The organism is Nocardia testacea NBRC 100365 (genome assembly GCF_000308775.1).
Lineage (GTDB): Bacteria > Actinomycetota > Actinomycetes > Mycobacteriales > Mycobacteriaceae > Nocardia > Nocardia testacea.
The window spans coordinates 35,490-51,491 of the sequence record NZ_BAGJ01000181.1 but is presented as its reverse complement, the minus strand read 5'-3'; the positions used below and the strand labels follow the sequence as shown (position 1 = coordinate 51,491).

Below are 16,002 nucleotides of genomic sequence, written 5' to 3'. Positions count from 1 at the left end.
GGCGACGCCGCGGTGGAGACGCTGCTGGGTCGTAAGCCGTCCTCGATGGAGTACTTGATGCTGAGTTCGATTCTGGAAGGCGGAACCCTGCGCGTGACCGAGGAGGCCGCCTCGTGAGGGGAGTTCGCAAACCGCTGATCGGGTTCGGCCTGTTCGCGATCGTATCCGTGCTGGTCACGGTGCTGGTCTGGAATACGCTGGCCCGGACGGTCGACGGCGGTACGAAATCGTATTCCGCGGTCTTCACCGATGTACTGGGCCTGCGCGAGGGCGACGACGTCCGGATGGCGGGCGTGCGGGTCGGCAAGGTCCAGAAGATCGAGGTCACCGACGACCACAATGCCAAGGTCAGTTTTATCGTCCAGGACGATCAGACGCTTTTCGGCAACACCAAGGCGCTGGTGCGTTACCAAAACCTGATCGGCCAGCGTTATGTCGCGCTGGCGCCGGGATCCGGTGGCGATGCGTCCCAGCTGCCCGAGGACGGCACCATCCCGGTGGACCGCACCGAGCCCTCCTTCGATATCTCGGCACTGCTCAACGGTTTCCAGCCGCTGTTCGAGGTGCTCGAGCCCGCCCAGGTGAACCGGCTCTCGGAAACATTCATCCTCGCGTTGCAGGGTGACCGGGTATCGCTGAGCTCGTTCATCACCCAGGCGGCCACCATGGCCACCGATTTCCAGCGGCGCGACGCCATCCTCAGCGATGTGATCACCAACCTCAGCGGTGTGATGGCCGGTTTGGCCAAACGAGGGGACGAATTGGAGACGCTGATAACCCAGACGCGGGCGCTCATCGGCGGTTTGTACGAGCAGGGGCAGCAGTTGCTCGGCTCGACCGAGCAGATCGCGGGCGCGACCACGGCTCTCGTCGGCATGGTGGGCAATATCCAGCCGAAGCTGGAGGCCGTCCAGAATTCGACACGTGACGCTTTGACCCTGTTCCTGGCCAACGGCGCCAAGCTGGATCAGGCCGCGATCGACCTCCCGTCCATCCTCGCCGACGCCGGACGCTTCACCTCCGAGGGCGCGTACGCCAACGCCTACATCTGCCGATTGGATGTCTCGCTCTACGGCGTGCTCTTCCCCCGCGGGCTGTTCTCCCAGATCGGCGGCAATTCGCAATCGGCGGTGTGCCGGCCATGATGACGAAACTCAAAACCTGGTTCAACAACAATCGGTATTTCGGCCTCGGCATCATCGGCGTCATCGTGGTCGCTGTCGTGGTGATCGCCTCCAGCGGGTTCCGCAACCTCGGGATCGGTGAACAGTCCATCGAGGCCGAGTTCGTGCAGTCCGCGGGTATCACCGTCGGGGACAAGGTCGATGTCGCCGGGGTGCCGGTGGGCCGGGTCGCGGCCGCCGAACTCGAGGGCGATCACGTACTGCTGACCCTGCAGGTCAGCAATGACGTGAAGCTCGGACCGGACGCCCGGGCCGCCATCAAGATGGCGACCCTGCTCGGCGCCCGCTATGTGGACCTGGATCCCGGTGACGGTTCCGGCCTGCCCGACGACCGGATCCCGAAGACCAATACCGCGGTCCCCTACGACCTCGCCGATGTGGTCTCCAAGGGCACCCCGGAGTTCCAGGAACTCGATCCCGGCAAACTGGCCGAATCGCTGAACCTGTTCAACGAGCAGTTGAACGGGTCGCCGGAACTGGTCGTCCAGTCGCTGGACAGCATCGGCGCGCTGGCCAAGGTGATCGATCAGCGCAAGGACGATGTCTCTCAGCTGCTCAAGGACCTCGACCGGGTGACCACGATCCTGGCCGACAACCGCAACAGCGCGCTGCTGATCATCACCCAGGGGGAGGCCATCGCCTCGCGGGTGGTGGAGCGGCAGCAGCTGCTGCGGACCCTGCTCGACAATGTGGCCACGCTGACCGCCCAGTTGCAGGCGATCGGTGCCCAGAACAACAACCAGTTCGGCACCACGCTCGACCAGCTGAACGTGATGGCGTCGGGCCTGCAGAAGAACAAGGACAACCTGGATCGGCTGCTGTCGATCATGCCGCCGTCGGTGCGCTACCTGGCCAATGCGTGGGGTAACGGCAACTACGCCGAGGTCGGTATTCCGTGGCTGTTCCCGGACAACTGGTTGTGCTTCGCCCAAGTCGCCGAGGGGTGCCAGGGATGATCAAGGACAAGATCGGGATCGTGAAGCGGACCGCCCAGGCGCTGTTCATCGGGGTTTCGGCGGTCGCGCTCGGCAGCTGTTCGGTGGTGAACAGCGTGACCGGCGGAGATATCAAGATCACCGCCGACTTCGAGAACATCGCCGGCATGTTCGAGGGCAACCCGATCACCGTGCTGGGGCTCGAGGTCGGCAAGGTCGACAAGATCGTGCCGCACGGTGATCTGGTCGAGGTCCATATGACCATCGACGGTGATGTGCAGATCCCGAAGGACGCGATGGCGGTGGTGGTCTCGCCCTCCATCGTCACCGACCGGCATATCGAGATGACGCCCCGCTACGTCGAAGGGGACACGCTCGAGAGCGGCGATCATCTGCCGCTGGAACGCACCGATGTTCCGGTGGAACTGGACACGATGCTCAAGACCATCGACAAGTTCGCCGATGCGCTCAAACCCCAGGAGGGTCAGGAAGGCGTCGGCCCGCTCTCGGGCCGGGTGCTGTACCCGATGCTCAACGGCCAGGGCGCGAAATTGCGCGACACCCTCAACGCACTGTCGAGCGCGTTGAAGGTCGGTGTCGACAACAAGGACCACATCTCGAACATCATCATCAAGCTCAACGAGCTGACCACGATGCTGGCCGAGAACGACCAGGCGGTCCGCGATTTCAGCAACCAGGCCACCCAGATGACCACCATGCTGGCCGAACAGGCGCCGGGCCTGCAGGCCACCCTGCAGCAGCTCTACGACTTCCTCAACAACACCAGTTCGGTCTTCGCGCAGCACCAGGATCAGCTGGTGGACACGCTGAACCGGATGAACACCGTGATCGAGCAGCTGCGGGCCAACGCGCACGGCGTCACCGAGGTGGTCGACGTGGCGCCGATGCTGCTGCAGAGTATCCACCGGTCGATGAACTACGAACAGGGCTACGTCCGGTTGCACGCGCTGATCGGCACGAATCTCGCCAACGGCGAACTCGTCAGCCTGTTCTGCGAACGGATACAGATGAAGTCCGACGGCTGCCGCACCGGCCGGCCCGAAGATTTCGGACCCGACTTCGGACTCACCGCCGCACTGCTGGGACTGACGAAATGATGCGAACGATCCGCCGGGCCCGCCGCGCCATGGCCGCCCTCGCCGCGGCCGGGACGGTGGTGCTGGCCTCCGGATGCGGTCTGACCGTGGAGGACATCCCGCTGCCGAAACCCGGTATCGGCGGGGACACCTTCACGCTGAAGGCGGTGTTCGAGAACGCGCTGAACCTGCCCGACCAGGCCAAGGTGAAGATCGGCGGTTCCGATGTCGGTGTGGTCACCAATATCGAGACCAAGAACTTCCAGGCCATCGTCGATATGGAGATCCGTAAGGATATCGACCTCCCGGAGGGCACCACCGCCGAACTACGCCAGGCCACCCCGCTCGGCGATGTGTTCATCGCGGTCTCCAAACCGCCCACCGAACAGGGCAGCCGATTGCTCACCGACGGCGATACGCTGCCCATCGAGAAGACCTCGGCCGGTGCGACGGTGGAGGAACTGCTGCTGTCGGTATCGCTGATGTTCAACGGCGGCGGTATCGCCCATCTGACCCGGCTGGGCACCGAACTCGACTCGATCGTCGGCGGGCGCAGCGATCAGCTGGTGCATCTGGTCAACGAGATCACCGGTGTGGTCTCGAGTATCAATGCCAACTCCGCGCAGATCGACAGCGTGCTGGGCGAATTCAATGTGCTGGCCGACACTCTCGACGCCCGGCGGACCGAGCTCGGTCAGGTGGCCGACACGCTGCCGGACATGATCGGCGCGATCGCGGAGAACAACCGGGCGCTCGGGGATCTGCTGGGCAAGATCGCGACCACCAGCGCGGCGCTCGGTGATTACGCGAACACCACCGGCGGTGATCTGGCCGGGACGCTGGACAACCTGAACAATCTGATGGCGGCGCTCGCGGCCACCGGTGACAACTTCGGCGCGCTGCTGGACGCCCTGCACGAGTTGAAGGGTCCGGTGAACGCCACCTTCCGTGGTAGCAGCCTGGCCGCCCAGGTCAATGTCACCAATCTCGATATCGCCATGCTGACCGCGCCCGGCACCAGCCACTTCTACGATGTGCGCGATCTGCAGGACTTCGCGGGCAGCCTGCTCCAGATCCTCCAGGTCGTGCAGTACCGCGTGGGAGGCCAGTGATGTTGTCCAAGAACAAGATCCTGCTGTCCAATATCGGACTGGTGCTGGCCCTGCTGATCGGCGGCACCTACCTGCTGGTCAACGTCATGCGGGTGAATCCGCTGCGTAGTACCTACACCGTCATCGTGAACCTGGACCGGTCCGGTGGGCTGCAGCCCGGCAACGATGTCACCCTGCGCGGTTTCCGGGTCGGCGAGGTGAGCGATCTCCAGCTCGTCGACGACGGCGCCGGTATCCAGGCGAAAGCCGAGATCGATTCCCGCTACGACATTCCGGTGGATACCAAGGTGGCCGTACAGGCGCTGTCGGGTGCCGGTGAGCAGTACATCGATTTCCGGCCGGCCGCCGACCAGGGCCCGTACCTGACCGACGGTTCGGAGGTCACCTTCGATCCCGAGCGCGTGAGCACCCCGGTTCCGATCTCGGCGGTGCTGGAGAATTCCAGCGACCTCATCGCCCAGGTGAACCCGGAACATTTCGCGGTGATCCTGAACGAGCTCGATATCGCGCTCAGCGGTGGGCCCGACCAGCTGCGTTCGCTGATCGAAGGGGTCAGCCTGGTCACCGCGGGGATGGATTCGCTGCTCCCGCAGACCACGCACCTCATCGCCAATCTGCGCACCATCGCGGGCACCACCTCCCAGGCCCAGCCGGACCTGGGGACGCTGACCGCCAATTCGCGGGTGCTGTTCGATCAGTTCAACAAGGCCAACGCCGAACTGATCAATGTGCTCGACCAGGCCCCGGGACAGTTCGCGAGCGTGACCGCCACGCTCGACAGCACCAGTGACCCGATCACCGCGCTGGCCAACAATTTCCTCGCGGTGACCCGGGCGGCGCAGCTGCGCACCCCCGCGCTGGCCGCGCTGTTCCCGGCACTCGAGATCGGTGGCGCCGCGCTCGGTGTCCCCGCTCACGACAACGAGTTCCACACCATCCTCGATATCTGGTTCCGGCCGTACTGCCAGTACCAGTCCACTCCGATGAAGACCCAGGTGGTGCAGGACGGCACGCTGCCGAAGTGGAACTACTGCGACAGCCCCGGCCCGGGTCAGCAGATCCGTGGCGCGGTGAACGCACCGCGACCGAACATCCCGAACAACGGCGCCACCATTCCGCCGGGGGTGGATCCGAACGAACGTACGCTGCCGCCCGTGCGGTAGGAGGTCCGGTCGCCGCGCGCCGGGTGCGACGGTGCATACTCTCGCAGAGATGCCCGCCACACCCGGCGGTCGTTTTCGACCGGTAGATTACGGCGCGTTTGCCAAGCCGCGCCGGGAAGGTGTGAACAGTACAGATGTCCTCAGAAAAACCCGTCTCCGATCCCCAGGAGCCGGAAGGCACCGGTGTGCCAGCGGACGCCGCGGCTGAGCACGCCCCTTCCGGAAAAGACGAGACCGACGCCGCGACCGGCGGCGGAGCAGCCGACAGCAAAACCGATACCGGCGCGGCGGACGCCGGTGATCCCGATGCCACGGTGCGGTCCGAGAAGGTCGATGCCGCGGAACCGGCCGGGGAAACCACGAAGTCGCCCGCCGATGCCGATTCGGCCGTGGCCAGCAGGTCCGGAGCCGATGACGAGACCGTTGTCATCGGCAAGCCTGCGGCGGCCGGCGACGAGACCGTCGTGGTCGGCAAGTCGGGCTCCGGGACGCCGGACGCCGGCGACGGTACCCCGGACGAAGCGGATTCCGGCGCCACGGTCGCGCTGAGCAAAGCGGAGGCGACCGCTGGGAAGGCCGATACCGCGAAGAAACCGGCCGGAGCCACCGAGGCGGAACCGGAGTCCGGGAAGGACCCGGGCGCCGCCGCGAAGCCCGCCGCCCGCCGCTCACCGTTCCCGCTGCCCGCGTTGATCGGTGCCGCGGTGCTGCTGGTCGCCGCTCTGGTCGCGGTCGGGGTCTTCTTCTTCCTCGCCGGGAACAAGCAGGACGAATTGGACCGACGTGCCGCGGCCACCAAGGCGGCCTGCGATTTCGGGAACAATTTCGCGACCTACACCGGCGACAAGGCCGACGACTACATCCAGCGCCTGGATCGATCCGCCACCGGTGAGTGGAAGAAGCTGGTATCGCAGATCGGGCCGGACCTGAAGACCCGGTTCGCCGAATCCAAGGTCAGCTCCACCGCCACGGGGGTGCAGTGCGGTTACGAATCCGGCTCCGGTGACGAGGCGCGGGTGGTGCTGGTCATCGACCAGCAGTTCACCACCGCGAACGTGCCGCAGGAGCAGGGGCCGGGACAGGTCAAGGTGGCCGCGAATGTCTCCATGCAGAAGGTCGACGGCACCTGGCTGGTCGCCGACTTCGATACGCCGATGATGCAGCAGTAGTTGCCGCCGCGAGACGAACAGACGTTAGGACTCGAAGCTATGGCCAAGAACGAGACCGCGGCCCCGGACACCGGCGACAAGTCCGGACTGCTGCCGGTGGTGGTTGCCTTCGTGGCGGGCGTGGTGCTGGTGGCGCTGGTCGCCGCCGGTGTCGTGTACTTCCGGGCGTTCCAGCAGAACCGCGGAGAACTCGCCGCCCAGGACCAGTCCGCCCGTGCCGCCTGCGATTTCGCCCGCGCGACCAACACCTACGACTACCAGGGCGACCTGGACGGATTCATGCAGGCGATGAAGGACGGGGCCACCGACAATGTGGTGTCCTCGCTCGAACAGAACTGGGATGTTCTGCGCCAGCTGCTCACCGAATCCAAGGTGAAATCCTGGGTCGACGAGGCGACCTGCGGTTTCCAGTCCGGTGACGAGAAATCCGCCAAGGTGCTCGTGAATATCGGACTGATGAAGACGAATTCGGTGACCCCTGAGCCGAAGCGCCAGGACATCGCGGTGACCGCGAGTCTGGAGAAGGACGGCGACCGCTGGATCGTGAACCAGTGGGAGCTGGCCATGCTCGCCGGTGTCGGTGGCCAGGGCGGACAGCCCGCGCCCGCCGGTCCCGCGCCGGCCGCCCCCGAAGGCGCGCAGCCGGCCCCGCAGCCGGGTAACTGAATCGAACCAGAGACAGGGTGACGCCCTCCGGGGCGTCACCCTGTCATCTCCGGGTGGACACGACGCAGCGCCGACGCCGGTGATTCGGCGCGATGCGCGGTTGGCATGCGAGAAACTTGATCACTGACCTATCCCACACCGCACCACGCCGCGAAACCACGCAGGCTTTCGGTGCTGCGTGCTTCCTGTCGCGCCAGTACACGAACGGTGTCGTGCACCATCGGGTGGTATCGGGTCTGAGTCGGTGCGATCTTGCGGGCGGTGTTGAGTGCATCGAGGGTCTTGGTCCGGTCGCCGTGCAGCAGGAACGCGCGACTGAGATCGATATAGAGGTGCCCGGCTCGAGATTTCGGAGTATTCGCGGGGAGGACCAGCTTCTCGCCCCGCTTGATCGCCTCGGTTCCGTCGAGCATTTCAACCGCAAGACCGACCGACCAGATTTCCGTATTCGCCCGGCCGAAGTTCATCACCGGGTCATGAAAGTCACGGGTACCGACACGCGCGGCCGTCGACTGTGCTTCTGCCAGGTGGGCGTCTGCGGAATCGCGATTTCCCGAGCGGGCCGCGGCAAGTCCGGATTGCAGGTGAAGGGTTCCCCAGGAAATGAGGCTTTCGGGGTCCGTACCCGCTACCTTCGGCTCGAGGTCGTGGCGGCATTGGTCGAGGTAGGCCGCAGCAGTGTTCCAGTCGCCTGCCGAGGTCAGCACCGATGCCCGGTGGAACTGCGCACAGGCCATCCACAGGCGTGACCCGGAGTGGGCCGCAGCCCACGCCATGCGCTCGACAACCAGCGTCGCAAGATCGGTGTACCCGAGCTTGTGCGCCAGACTTCGCGACGAGGTGTACAGCTCGCACAGCAGCAGGAAGCCTTTCTCACGTTCCCGGCCCTGTGTGCCGTGGACCAAGGCTCGGACCTCGGTCAGGAGTGCGGGTAGGTCGCTGGACAGCCGGTAGAAGTTCGTTTCCCGGCGGTGCTTTCGTATCTGGGCGACGTCCGCAACGATCGCCGCGAACGGTCGCGGCACCACTCCGGTCGCCGGGAGATCATGCGCCGCGAGCTCGAGACGGATCACAGCGATACCCGCGGCAACATCGCTCTGTTCGGTCGTGGTCCGGGGATAAGGCTGTCCCAAAAGCTCGGCGGGCGCCACCTTCAGAGCTCGCGCGCAGCACGCTACGAATGCCGCGCCGGCCGGCGCTCGGCCCTGTTCTACGGCGCGTACCAGTGACACCGATACGTGCGCTTCCGTGGCAAGCCGCGGCTGCGACCAACCCACCAGTTTTCGCATCTCCGCCACGCGTTGGCCGACGCCCACCTCTGTGCTCATCGATCCCCATCCTGTCTCGGCCCCTGACAACAGCATGACAAAAACCCTTGGTACTTCACAGCAGTCACTGAGTTGAACCTGAAACCCGCACCCGCCGCCGGGTCGACCCGACTCCCCGGCGTCGAGTGAACTCCAATGCAGGGTCGGGAAGCAGGGGTGCACGATGACCGGCGAACAGCCGAGGGCTATCGCGTTGATCCGCAGGGATGTACAGGGGGATGGGGTGGACGTCTATCGGGTCGCGGAGCAGCACGGATTCCGACTGGTGTGGACGGTCCGCCTCGATACAGGGCCGCTGGCAACCGCACTGATTTTGTTCGGCTCTGTCATGGAACATGGTGCAACTGCGGTCGTGGTCCCATCCTTCGAGCACGCCGACGCTGTGCGTCACGCGATTACCGATATCGCTGAGCTCGTCACTCCAATGCAGGTCTATCCGCGAGGGCATCGCTGGCCGGTGGTCGAACCGTGACCGGCGCCGATATTGTCCTGCTCTTGCTCGTCGTCGCACTGACCTGGCTGACAATCGCGCTCTTTCGAGTGTGATCCCATCCCAACATGTGCACGTTCGTGGGCGCATCTCGGGCACGCCGGAGCCCGGAATATCGAGAATCGGTTGCGGACCAGAGGTTACGGATTCCGAATACGTCGAGGTAGAAGCAGAAAACGCAACCCGGGCGCCCCCGGCGGTGGGTCGAGCCACCACCGCCGGAGGCTATTCGGTTGGTATCCGGATCCAGCAGTTCTACGACGACAACAGCGCGGGCGCTCCGATCCCGGACGGGATTCAGAACAGGTGGAGCGCCTGCGCCGTTGTCGCGTAGTCGGCGGTCGGTACGACCGCCGGTTCCGCAGCCTTCCCTGCTGCCGCGGAGGTTTCGGGGGCGACGCGGTTGACGGTCCGGGTGGCCACGGTCGACGTGGCCGCGGCCTTACGCGCGGCGGCTCCGGCCAGTGCATCGGCCTGTTCGTTGAAATAGTTACCGACATGTCCGCGCACCCAGCGGAACCGCACCGGGCCGGGACGGCCCGCGATGGCATGGTCTATTTCCCGGATGAGTTCGACGTTCTTGACCGCGGACCCGTTCGAGGTGCGCCAGCCGTTGTTGCGCCAGTTCGGCAGCCATTCGGACGCGCATTTGATCGCGTACAGGGAATCGCTCTCGATCAGCAGCGGATCCGTGCCGGGATGTGCCCGGATCGCCTCCAGGACGGCACGTAACTCGGCGATCTGATTGGTACCCGATGCCGCGCCGCCGCTTTCCGCGCCACCCGCGTGGTCCACCCACGCCCAGCCGATCGCCCCGCCGGGGTTGCGCAGGCACGATCCGTCGGTACTCACGATGATCATGGCAGTACCCTACGCAAGTCGGCCGACAAGATCGGTACCGTGGAATTCCTCTATCGCCCTGCGCAATCGGGATTCGCTGCGCCGCAGTGCCCGGCGTAGCAGTGCGGCGCGTGGCCGCTCGCGCAGCGCCGCGGCGAATCCCGTGGAAGCGGGGAAGTCGAGTTCGGAGGTGAGCACCGAGCGGCCGCGGCCGAGCGGGTCGAATCGGAGTGTCAGCCGGGCGGTGAAGGGACCGGTCAGGGCGTAACCCAGCACCGCGTCCTGGCGGTGCTCGGTGACCTCGCAGTGGAGGACGGGATGCCAGGGCCCGAGCCGGTAACCGATCTCGTACTTCGCCCCGATACCGCCTTCCGGATCACCACACCGGGTGATCTCGGCGGCTCCCGCCATCCAGTTCGGGATGGACAGGGGATCGTCGGCGTAGGCGAAGGCAACGGTGATCGGCGCCGTTACGTCGCTCGCGTATTTGATGAAGCCCACGGGCCCTCCCTCCACGGCTGCCCGATAAAAGTACTATAGCTTTCCGGTTTATTTAAGGCCGAGGGGGATTCGATAGCCGCGCGGCGCAGATGTGACACAGCGCCGAAACGTCCGGCGAGCGTATCAGAGCCGGTGAGGCCGGGCGGGTCGGAGAACAAGTGCCCTGAACACTCGAGACGCGCGTCAAAGCCGCGCCGGGCCGGTGCGAACGGCGGTGCCGATCAGCGACCACCGGCGGGTTTCACGAACCGCCCAGGGGGTACCTATCACCCGCCGGCGGGCGCTGTACTCGATTGCCGTGATGAGCTATCCGGCCAACGATGTCCGACTGTCCCGGGAACCTGGTGTGACGCTCGCCGGCCCTGTCAGTCCTTCCGGGTCGGTTCCCGGCCGGTGCCCGGTGGGCCCGCGAAAGCCTGGGCGATGGTCAGCCACCGCGCGGCTTCCGCGCCCGTGGTCCGCAGCGCCAGATCGTCGGGATGCCGGCGCTGGGTCACCAGGAGGCAGAAGTCGAGCGCCGGCCCGGTGACCCGTTCGCCGGCCTCCGCCGGCCCCCATGCCCAGAGCTCGCCCGAGGGCGCGCGCAGCTCGACCCGGAACTCCGTGCCGGGTACCGGCAGCTCCCGAAGCGTGTAGGCGAAATCCCGGGTGCGCACACCGATATGGGCCACCGACCGGAGCCGGTCGGTGGGTTCGCGGTGGACCCCGAGCGCGTCGGCGACATCTTGGCCGTGTGCCCAGGTCTCCATGAGCCGGGCGGTGGCCATCGACCCGGGGCGCATGGGCGGTCCGAACCACGGCACCTTCGCGTCCGCGGGGACCGCGCGCAATGCCGCGGCGAGTTCGGTCCGGCCGCGCCGCCAGCGTTGGAGAAGCTCCGCGGGCGGGGTCGCGGCGGCTTCGGCGGCGGCGTCGTCGACGAAGGTCGCCACCCGGGCCGCAGCCGCGGTCAGCAGGTCGGTGAAGGCGCTGCCGCCGGTCGCGGCGTCGGTGGCGGCCAGCGCGGCCACCTCGTCGGTCCAGGCGAGATGTCCGATCTGATGGGCGACGGTCCAGCCGGCCGCCGGGGTGGGCCGGGCCCAGTCCGGCTCCGTCAGTCCGGCGACCAGGGCCTCGAGCTCGGCGCCTTCCGCGGCGAGGTCGCGGAGCAACGCGTCCAGATCGGCCATCGGTTCCCTCATTCCCGTTACGCGCAGGTCGGTGCGGGGTTCAGCATTCCAGCGGTCCGAGAAAAATACAAGCACGCCTGCTTGTATTTTCCGCTGTTCCGGCCATCGCGGCATTCGCGGTCGATACCGGAGATACGGGCCACGGCACGGCCGACCCGGACGCCAGGAATCCCGGCAGCCGACGCGTGTTTCCGGAGCGCGAGCAAGGTGCCCGCAGCGGCACCGCACTCCCCGGTCGAACGTCCGGCGACCCCGACCGCGGTGCCACCGGGAGAGGTCACCGGCAGCGGCACGGATGCGCAGCGGATCGGTGCGGTGGCTACCAGCCGAAGATCAGCAGATGGGTGGCGCCGACCAGTAGCCCGAGCGCGGCTCCGTGCAGATAGAGCAGCCAGGCGTCCTGTTCGACCGAGGCGTAGAACATCTCCATGAATTCACCGGGCGTCAGCTGCTGTAGCTTGCGGGCCGCGAACTCGTCGATGTTCTCGGCCTGCTCCCGGATGAAATCGGCGTCCTCCACCAGCGCGGGTGCCAGGCCGACCGCCGCGCCCGCCGCTCCGACCTTCAGATTGTCGAACTGGCGCCGGCCGAACGCGGCCCGGACCACCGAGGTGGTGCGGCCCAGCTGGCGGTGGATCTCGTCGGAGATGAGCTGTTCGAGCAGCAGCCGGGTCTTGTCGCCGTTGGGGCCGTTGAGCAGCTCGTTGGACAGATTGGGCAGGGTGAGCACCTGGTAGGCGAGGATATGGGCCAGATCGGTGGCCGCCTGCGGCTGCCGTTTGGCCAGCAGCGCCTGTTTCCAGATGTATTTGTAGCGGGGCTGCGGATCGCCGGGGGTGAACACCACCCGCACGGCGATGATGTTGACGATGACGCCGATGAGCGCCGAGGCCGCCAGCACGATCACCCAGGACGGAACCCAGCCCCACACCGGAATATCGGAGTGGATATGCAGGTAGAGCGCCAGGAGCAGCCCGAACGGGGCGCCGAGCAGGCCGATCCGGACCATGAACTTCAGTTCCGGCGCCGCGATGGTGGTGGTGAGGTCCTTGAGGATCTGCGGATTCTCCTGCAGATACCGGATCACGAAACCCTTCACGTCGATGAGCTGGTCGACATTGTCACCGAGCGAATCGAATGCCCGGCCGGTGAGTTCGGGCAGTTCCCGTTCCACCCGCTGATAGATCAGTTGCCGCATCGCCCGCGGCACGGCATTCCACAGATCCGGGTTCTCCCGGTTCATCACCTCGTCGACAATGCTCTTGACCTGTTTGCGGGCCAGGGCCGCGACATAGTCGGCGATACCGTCGAGGTCCAGTTCGTGGATGAAATCCCGGGGACTGCCTATCCGCAGCAGGGCTTTGTCCACACAGATACTGGCCATCTTCTCGGCGCGGGCCGGAATGAAACCCTGGAAGCCCAGCCGGGACCCGTCCTCGGAAAAGGTCGGCAGCACCTGGACCCGGCGCGGTAGATAGGGATACAGCACGTCGAGGCCGGGAATCCGGATACCGCGGAACAGCAGCGGCCAGAAGAGCATCAGCACACCGGTCCAGTTGGTGAGCCAACCGGCCGCCGCGCTGAATATGGGGAAACTGATCAGATCTACGACGAACTTGCTCTGACCCGTGAGTTCTTCCCAATTGATCAACACTCCGGACGAGAGTGTGATCATCGCGCGCTCCCCTTGGGCCGGATCGGGTATTCGAGATCATCACATTGTCATCGGCCCGTCCCGGGTGTCAATCAGGGCTCACCGGCCCCCACGGCCCTCGCCGTGCCGTGGAAAACCGGAATAGGGTGCCGACATGAGCAACCCCGAGACCTCGGTACTCCCCGCTTTCCTCGCCGCCCTCGCCGACGGGCGGTTGGAAGTGATCGATCTGACCACACCGCTGAGCAGCTCCACGCCGGCCCTGCGGCTGCCCGAGCCGTTCGCCAATCTGATCGATTTCAGTCTCGAGGAGGTCAGTGCCTACAACGAGTCCGGCCCGTTCTGGCGGCACAACAACATCCACACCGGCGAACATATCGGCACCCACCTCGACGCCCCGGTGCACTGGGTCACCGGCCGTGACGGTGACGATGTGTCGCAGATCCCGGTGGGCCGGCTCATCGGACCGGCCGCCGTGCTGGACCTGACCGCCGAGGTGGCCGCCGACCCGGACCATCTGCTCACCATCGCCGAGGTGCGGGCCTGGGAGCAGCGGCACGGCCGTTTGGCCGACGGGGCGTGGCTGCTGCTGCGCACCGGCTGGGAATCGCGCGGCGGTTCCGAGGCCGAATTCCTCAATGCCGACGAGACGGGTTCGCATACGCCGGGGGTGGCGGTCGACTGTGCGCGCTGGCTGGCCACCGAGCGGGGGCTGACCGGGCTCGGGGTGGAAACCGTGGGGGTCGACGCCGGTCTGGCCGGCGGTTTCGATCCCGCGTTCCCGGTGCACCACTACTTCCTCGGCCACGACAAATACGGCCTCACCTCGCTGCGCAATCTCGGCCGGCTCCCCGCCGTGGGCGCGATGCTGGTGGTGAGTCCGTTACCGATCGTCGGCGGTACCGGCAGCCCGTCGCGAGTTCTCGCGGTGCTCGATCGGGCCGGCGCGGCGTGACGGGGGACGGCTCGGCGAATGCCCGGGCGGGCGGGCCCGGCTACGGCCCGACCGTTGCCGATGTGGTGGGCGGGGTGCTGGCCGACCTCGGCGCCGGGCACTGCTTCGGGGTCGTGGGCAGCGGTAATTTCGTGATGACCAACGCGCTGCGCCGCGGCGGCGTGCCCTTCACGGCGGCTCGGCACGAGGGCGGCGCGGCGAGTATGGCCGACGCCTACACCCGGATGTCGGGGCGGGTCGGAGTGCTGTCGGTGCACCAGGGTTGTGGGCTGACCAACGCCATGACCGGGATCGGCGAGGCCGCCAAGAGCCGCACCCCGATGATCGTGCTGACCGCGGACAGTCCGGCGGCGGCGTTGCGGTCCAATTTCCGAGTGGATCAGGAGGCGCTGGCCGGGAGTGTCGGCGCGGTGAGCGACCGGGTGTTCGCGGCGCAGACCGCGGTCGCCGATGTGACCCGGGCCTTCCGGACGGCGGTCGCCCGGCGCCGCACCGTGGTCCTCAATGTGGCGATCGACGTCGCCGCCGCCCCGGCCGCCGCGACCGGGCCCGTCGTGGCGCCGGTGCCGTTGCCGCCGGTCCGGCCGGGCGCCGAGGCGGTGACGCAGTTGGCGGCGGCGCTGCGCGGTGCGCGTAAGCCGGTTTTCGTGGCGGGCCGCGGCGCCCGGGACGCCGGGCCTTCGATCGCCGCTCTGGCGCGGGCCTGCGGTGCGCTGGTGGCCACTTCGGCCGTCGCGAACGGACTCTTCGCCGAAGACGAGTTCGCGCTGGGGATTTCGGGGGGTTTCTCGTCGCCGACCAGCGCCGAGCTGATCGCGGGCGCCGATCTCGTGGTCGGCTGGGGCTGTGCGCTGAACATGTGGACCATGCGGCACGGCCGCCTGATCGGGCCCGGCGCCCGGGTGGTGCAGGTCGACGACGATATCGACGCCATCGGCGCGCACCGCCCGGTCGATCTCGGCGTGCTCGGCGATTGCGCGGCGACCGCCCGGGACGTACTGGCCGAATGGGGACGGTCCGGCGCCCGGCAGGTGAGCGGCTACCGCACCCCGGAGGTGGCGGCCCGCATCGCCCGTACGGGTCGCTGGCAAGACGTCCCGGTGGACGATTCGTCCACCGGCGAGCGGATCGATCCCCGGGCGCTCACCATCGCGCTCGACGAGATCCTGCCCGCGCAGCGGATCGTCTCGATCGACTCCGGGAATTTCATGGGCTACCCCGCCACCCATCTGTCGGTGCCCGACGAGAACGGATTCTGTTTCACCCAGGCGTTCCAGTCGATCGGCCTCGGACTGGGCACCGCGATCGGTGCGGCGTTCGCCCGGCCCGACCGGCTCCCGGTGCTCGGCACCGGGGACGGCGGGTTCCTCATGGCGATCGCCGAGCTGGAAACGGCGGTGCGCTGCGCGCTTCCGCTGGTGGTGATCGTCTACAACGACTCCGCCTACGGCGCCGAAGTGCACCATTTCGGTGCTGCCGACCACGGCACCGTCACCTTCCCCGAGACCGATATCGCCGCTGTAGCGCAAGGTTTCGGGGCCACCGGCGTCACCGCCCGTTCGGAGGCCGATCTCGCCCCGGTCCGCGAATGGGTCGAGCGATACCGGCGCACGGGCCGGGCCCGGCCGCTGGTGATCGACGCGAAGATCACCAGCGACGGTGGCGCGTGGTGGCTCGCGGAGGCGTTCGCCGGGCACTGAATCCGGTCGAGTCCGGTCACGAAGCGGGAATCGGACTCG

General features: G+C 66.9%; 15 protein-coding genes. 10 read left to right on the top strand and 5 right to left on the bottom strand.

Translation table 11 applies throughout. The annotated features are described in order from the left end of the window. Positions 1–113: 113 nt before the first annotated feature. From ON38_RS25295 to ON38_RS25265, 7 genes are all read left to right on the top strand, one after another. On the top strand, positions 114–1,145 hold the full coding sequence (locus ON38_RS25295; RefSeq protein WP_039827500.1) for an MCE family protein: 1,032 nt from the start codon (positions 114–116) through the stop codon (positions 1,143–1,145). Then, entirely contained in the window at positions 1,142–2,140 is a 999-nt protein-coding gene (locus ON38_RS25290) for an MCE family protein (RefSeq protein ID WP_245564194.1), read from the top strand. Before ON38_RS25295 ends, ON38_RS25290 begins: the two co-directional genes overlap by 4 nt. Beyond that, positions 2,137–3,237, top strand: coding sequence for an MCE family protein (locus ON38_RS25285; RefSeq protein ID WP_039827498.1), 1,101 nt, complete (start codon positions 2,137–2,139; stop codon positions 3,235–3,237). Before ON38_RS25290 ends, ON38_RS25285 begins: the two co-directional genes overlap by 4 nt. After that, positions 3,234–4,328, top strand: coding sequence for an MCE family protein (locus tag ON38_RS25280; RefSeq protein ID WP_039827495.1), 1,095 nt, complete (start codon positions 3,234–3,236; stop codon positions 4,326–4,328). Before ON38_RS25285 ends, ON38_RS25280 begins: the two co-directional genes overlap by 4 nt. After that, positions 4,328–5,491, top strand: coding sequence for an MlaD family protein (locus ON38_RS25275; RefSeq protein ID WP_039827493.1), 1,164 nt, complete (start codon positions 4,328–4,330; stop codon positions 5,489–5,491). Before ON38_RS25280 ends, ON38_RS25275 begins: the two co-directional genes overlap by 1 nt. Positions 5,492–5,625: 134 nt before the next feature. Then, on the top strand, positions 5,626–6,660 hold the full coding sequence (locus ON38_RS25270) for an Rv1363c family protein (RefSeq protein ID WP_157181881.1): 1,035 nt from the start codon (positions 5,626–5,628) through the stop codon (positions 6,658–6,660). Between the two features lie 39 nt (positions 6,661–6,699). Beyond that, entirely contained in the window at positions 6,700–7,326 is a 627-nt protein-coding gene (locus ON38_RS25265) for a hypothetical protein (protein WP_051165157.1), read from the top strand. A 128-nt stretch (positions 7,327–7,454) separates the two neighbouring features. On the opposite strand, the gene ON38_RS25260 is transcribed toward ON38_RS25265, so the two are convergent. Further along, positions 7,455–8,654, bottom strand: coding sequence for a helix-turn-helix domain-containing protein (locus ON38_RS25260; RefSeq protein WP_039827491.1), 1,200 nt, complete (start codon positions 8,652–8,654; stop codon positions 7,455–7,457). Positions 8,655–8,817: 163 nt separating this feature from the next. On the opposite strand from ON38_RS25260, the gene ON38_RS25255 reads away from it, so the two are divergent. Next, positions 8,818–9,126, top strand: coding sequence for a hypothetical protein (locus ON38_RS25255; RefSeq protein ID WP_039827490.1), 309 nt, complete (start codon positions 8,818–8,820; stop codon positions 9,124–9,126). A 315-nt stretch (positions 9,127–9,441) separates the two neighbouring features. Here ON38_RS25255 and ON38_RS25250 read toward each other — a convergent pair whose 3' ends face one another. The 4 genes from ON38_RS25250 to ON38_RS25230 all read right to left on the bottom strand — a co-directional run bounded on the left by ON38_RS25250 (position 9,442) and on the right by ON38_RS25230 (position 13,329). After that, entirely contained in the window at positions 9,442–10,005 is a 564-nt protein-coding gene (locus ON38_RS25250; protein WP_039827489.1) for a ribonuclease H family protein, read from the bottom strand. Positions 10,006–10,014: 9 nt separating this feature from the next. Continuing rightward, positions 10,015–10,485 (bottom strand): SRPBCC family protein, encoded by a 471-nt coding sequence (locus ON38_RS25245; RefSeq protein ID WP_039827488.1) that lies wholly within the window; start codon positions 10,483–10,485, stop codon positions 10,015–10,017. A 365-nt stretch (positions 10,486–10,850) separates the two neighbouring features. Next, positions 10,851–11,654 (bottom strand): TIGR03084 family metal-binding protein, encoded by an 804-nt coding sequence (locus tag ON38_RS25240; protein ID WP_039827487.1) that lies wholly within the window; start codon positions 11,652–11,654, stop codon positions 10,851–10,853. Between the two features lie 319 nt (positions 11,655–11,973). Next, entirely contained in the window at positions 11,974–13,329 is a 1,356-nt protein-coding gene (locus ON38_RS25230; protein ID WP_039827485.1) for a DUF445 domain-containing protein, read from the bottom strand. A gap of 133 nt (positions 13,330–13,462) precedes the next feature. Between ON38_RS25230 and ON38_RS25225 the strand changes: the two genes are divergently transcribed. Both ON38_RS25225 and ON38_RS25220 read left to right on the top strand, forming a co-directional pair. After that, on the top strand, positions 13,463–14,263 hold the full coding sequence (locus ON38_RS25225; protein WP_039827484.1) for a cyclase family protein: 801 nt from the start codon (positions 13,463–13,465) through the stop codon (positions 14,261–14,263). Further along, the gene (locus ON38_RS25220) at positions 14,260–15,963 is read left to right on the top strand and encodes a thiamine pyrophosphate-binding protein (protein WP_051165155.1); all 1,704 of its coding nucleotides are present in this window, start codon (positions 14,260–14,262) and stop codon (positions 15,961–15,963) included. Before ON38_RS25225 ends, ON38_RS25220 begins: the two co-directional genes overlap by 4 nt. Positions 15,964–16,002: the final 39 nt, after the last annotated feature.

What these genes read in the sequence shown, in the direction of transcription:
- ON38_RS25285 (WP_039827498.1), top strand. Translation starts at nt 2,137, where the DNA reads ATGATCAAGGACAAGATCGGGATCGTGAAGCGGACCGCCCAGGCGCTG.
- ON38_RS25270 (WP_157181881.1), top strand. Translation starts at nt 5,626, where the DNA reads ATGTCCTCAGAAAAACCCGTCTCCGATCCCCAGGAGCCGGAAGGCACC.
- ON38_RS25265 (WP_051165157.1), top strand. Translation starts at nt 6,700, where the DNA reads ATGGCCAAGAACGAGACCGCGGCCCCGGACACCGGCGACAAGTCCGGA.
- ON38_RS25240 (WP_039827487.1), bottom strand. Translation starts at nt 11,654, where the DNA reads ATGGCCGATCTGGACGCGTTGCTCCGCGACCTCGCCGCGGAAGGCGCC.
- ON38_RS25260 (WP_039827491.1), bottom strand. Translation starts at nt 8,654, where the DNA reads ATGAGCACAGAGGTGGGCGTCGGCCAACGCGTGGCGGAGATGCGAAAA.
- ON38_RS25255 (WP_039827490.1), top strand. Translation starts at nt 8,818, where the DNA reads ATGACCGGCGAACAGCCGAGGGCTATCGCGTTGATCCGCAGGGATGTA.
- ON38_RS25275 (WP_039827493.1), top strand. Translation starts at nt 4,328, where the DNA reads ATGTTGTCCAAGAACAAGATCCTGCTGTCCAATATCGGACTGGTGCTG.
- ON38_RS25290 (WP_245564194.1), top strand. Translation starts at nt 1,142, where the DNA reads ATGATGACGAAACTCAAAACCTGGTTCAACAACAATCGGTATTTCGGC.
- ON38_RS25225 (WP_039827484.1), top strand. Translation starts at nt 13,463, where the DNA reads ATGAGCAACCCCGAGACCTCGGTACTCCCCGCTTTCCTCGCCGCCCTC.
- ON38_RS25250 (WP_039827489.1), bottom strand. Translation starts at nt 10,005, where the DNA reads ATGATCATCGTGAGTACCGACGGATCGTGCCTGCGCAACCCCGGCGGG.
- ON38_RS25280 (WP_039827495.1), top strand. Translation starts at nt 3,234, where the DNA reads ATGATGCGAACGATCCGCCGGGCCCGCCGCGCCATGGCCGCCCTCGCC.
- ON38_RS25230 (WP_039827485.1), bottom strand. Translation starts at nt 13,329, where the DNA reads ATGATCACACTCTCGTCCGGAGTGTTGATCAATTGGGAAGAACTCACG.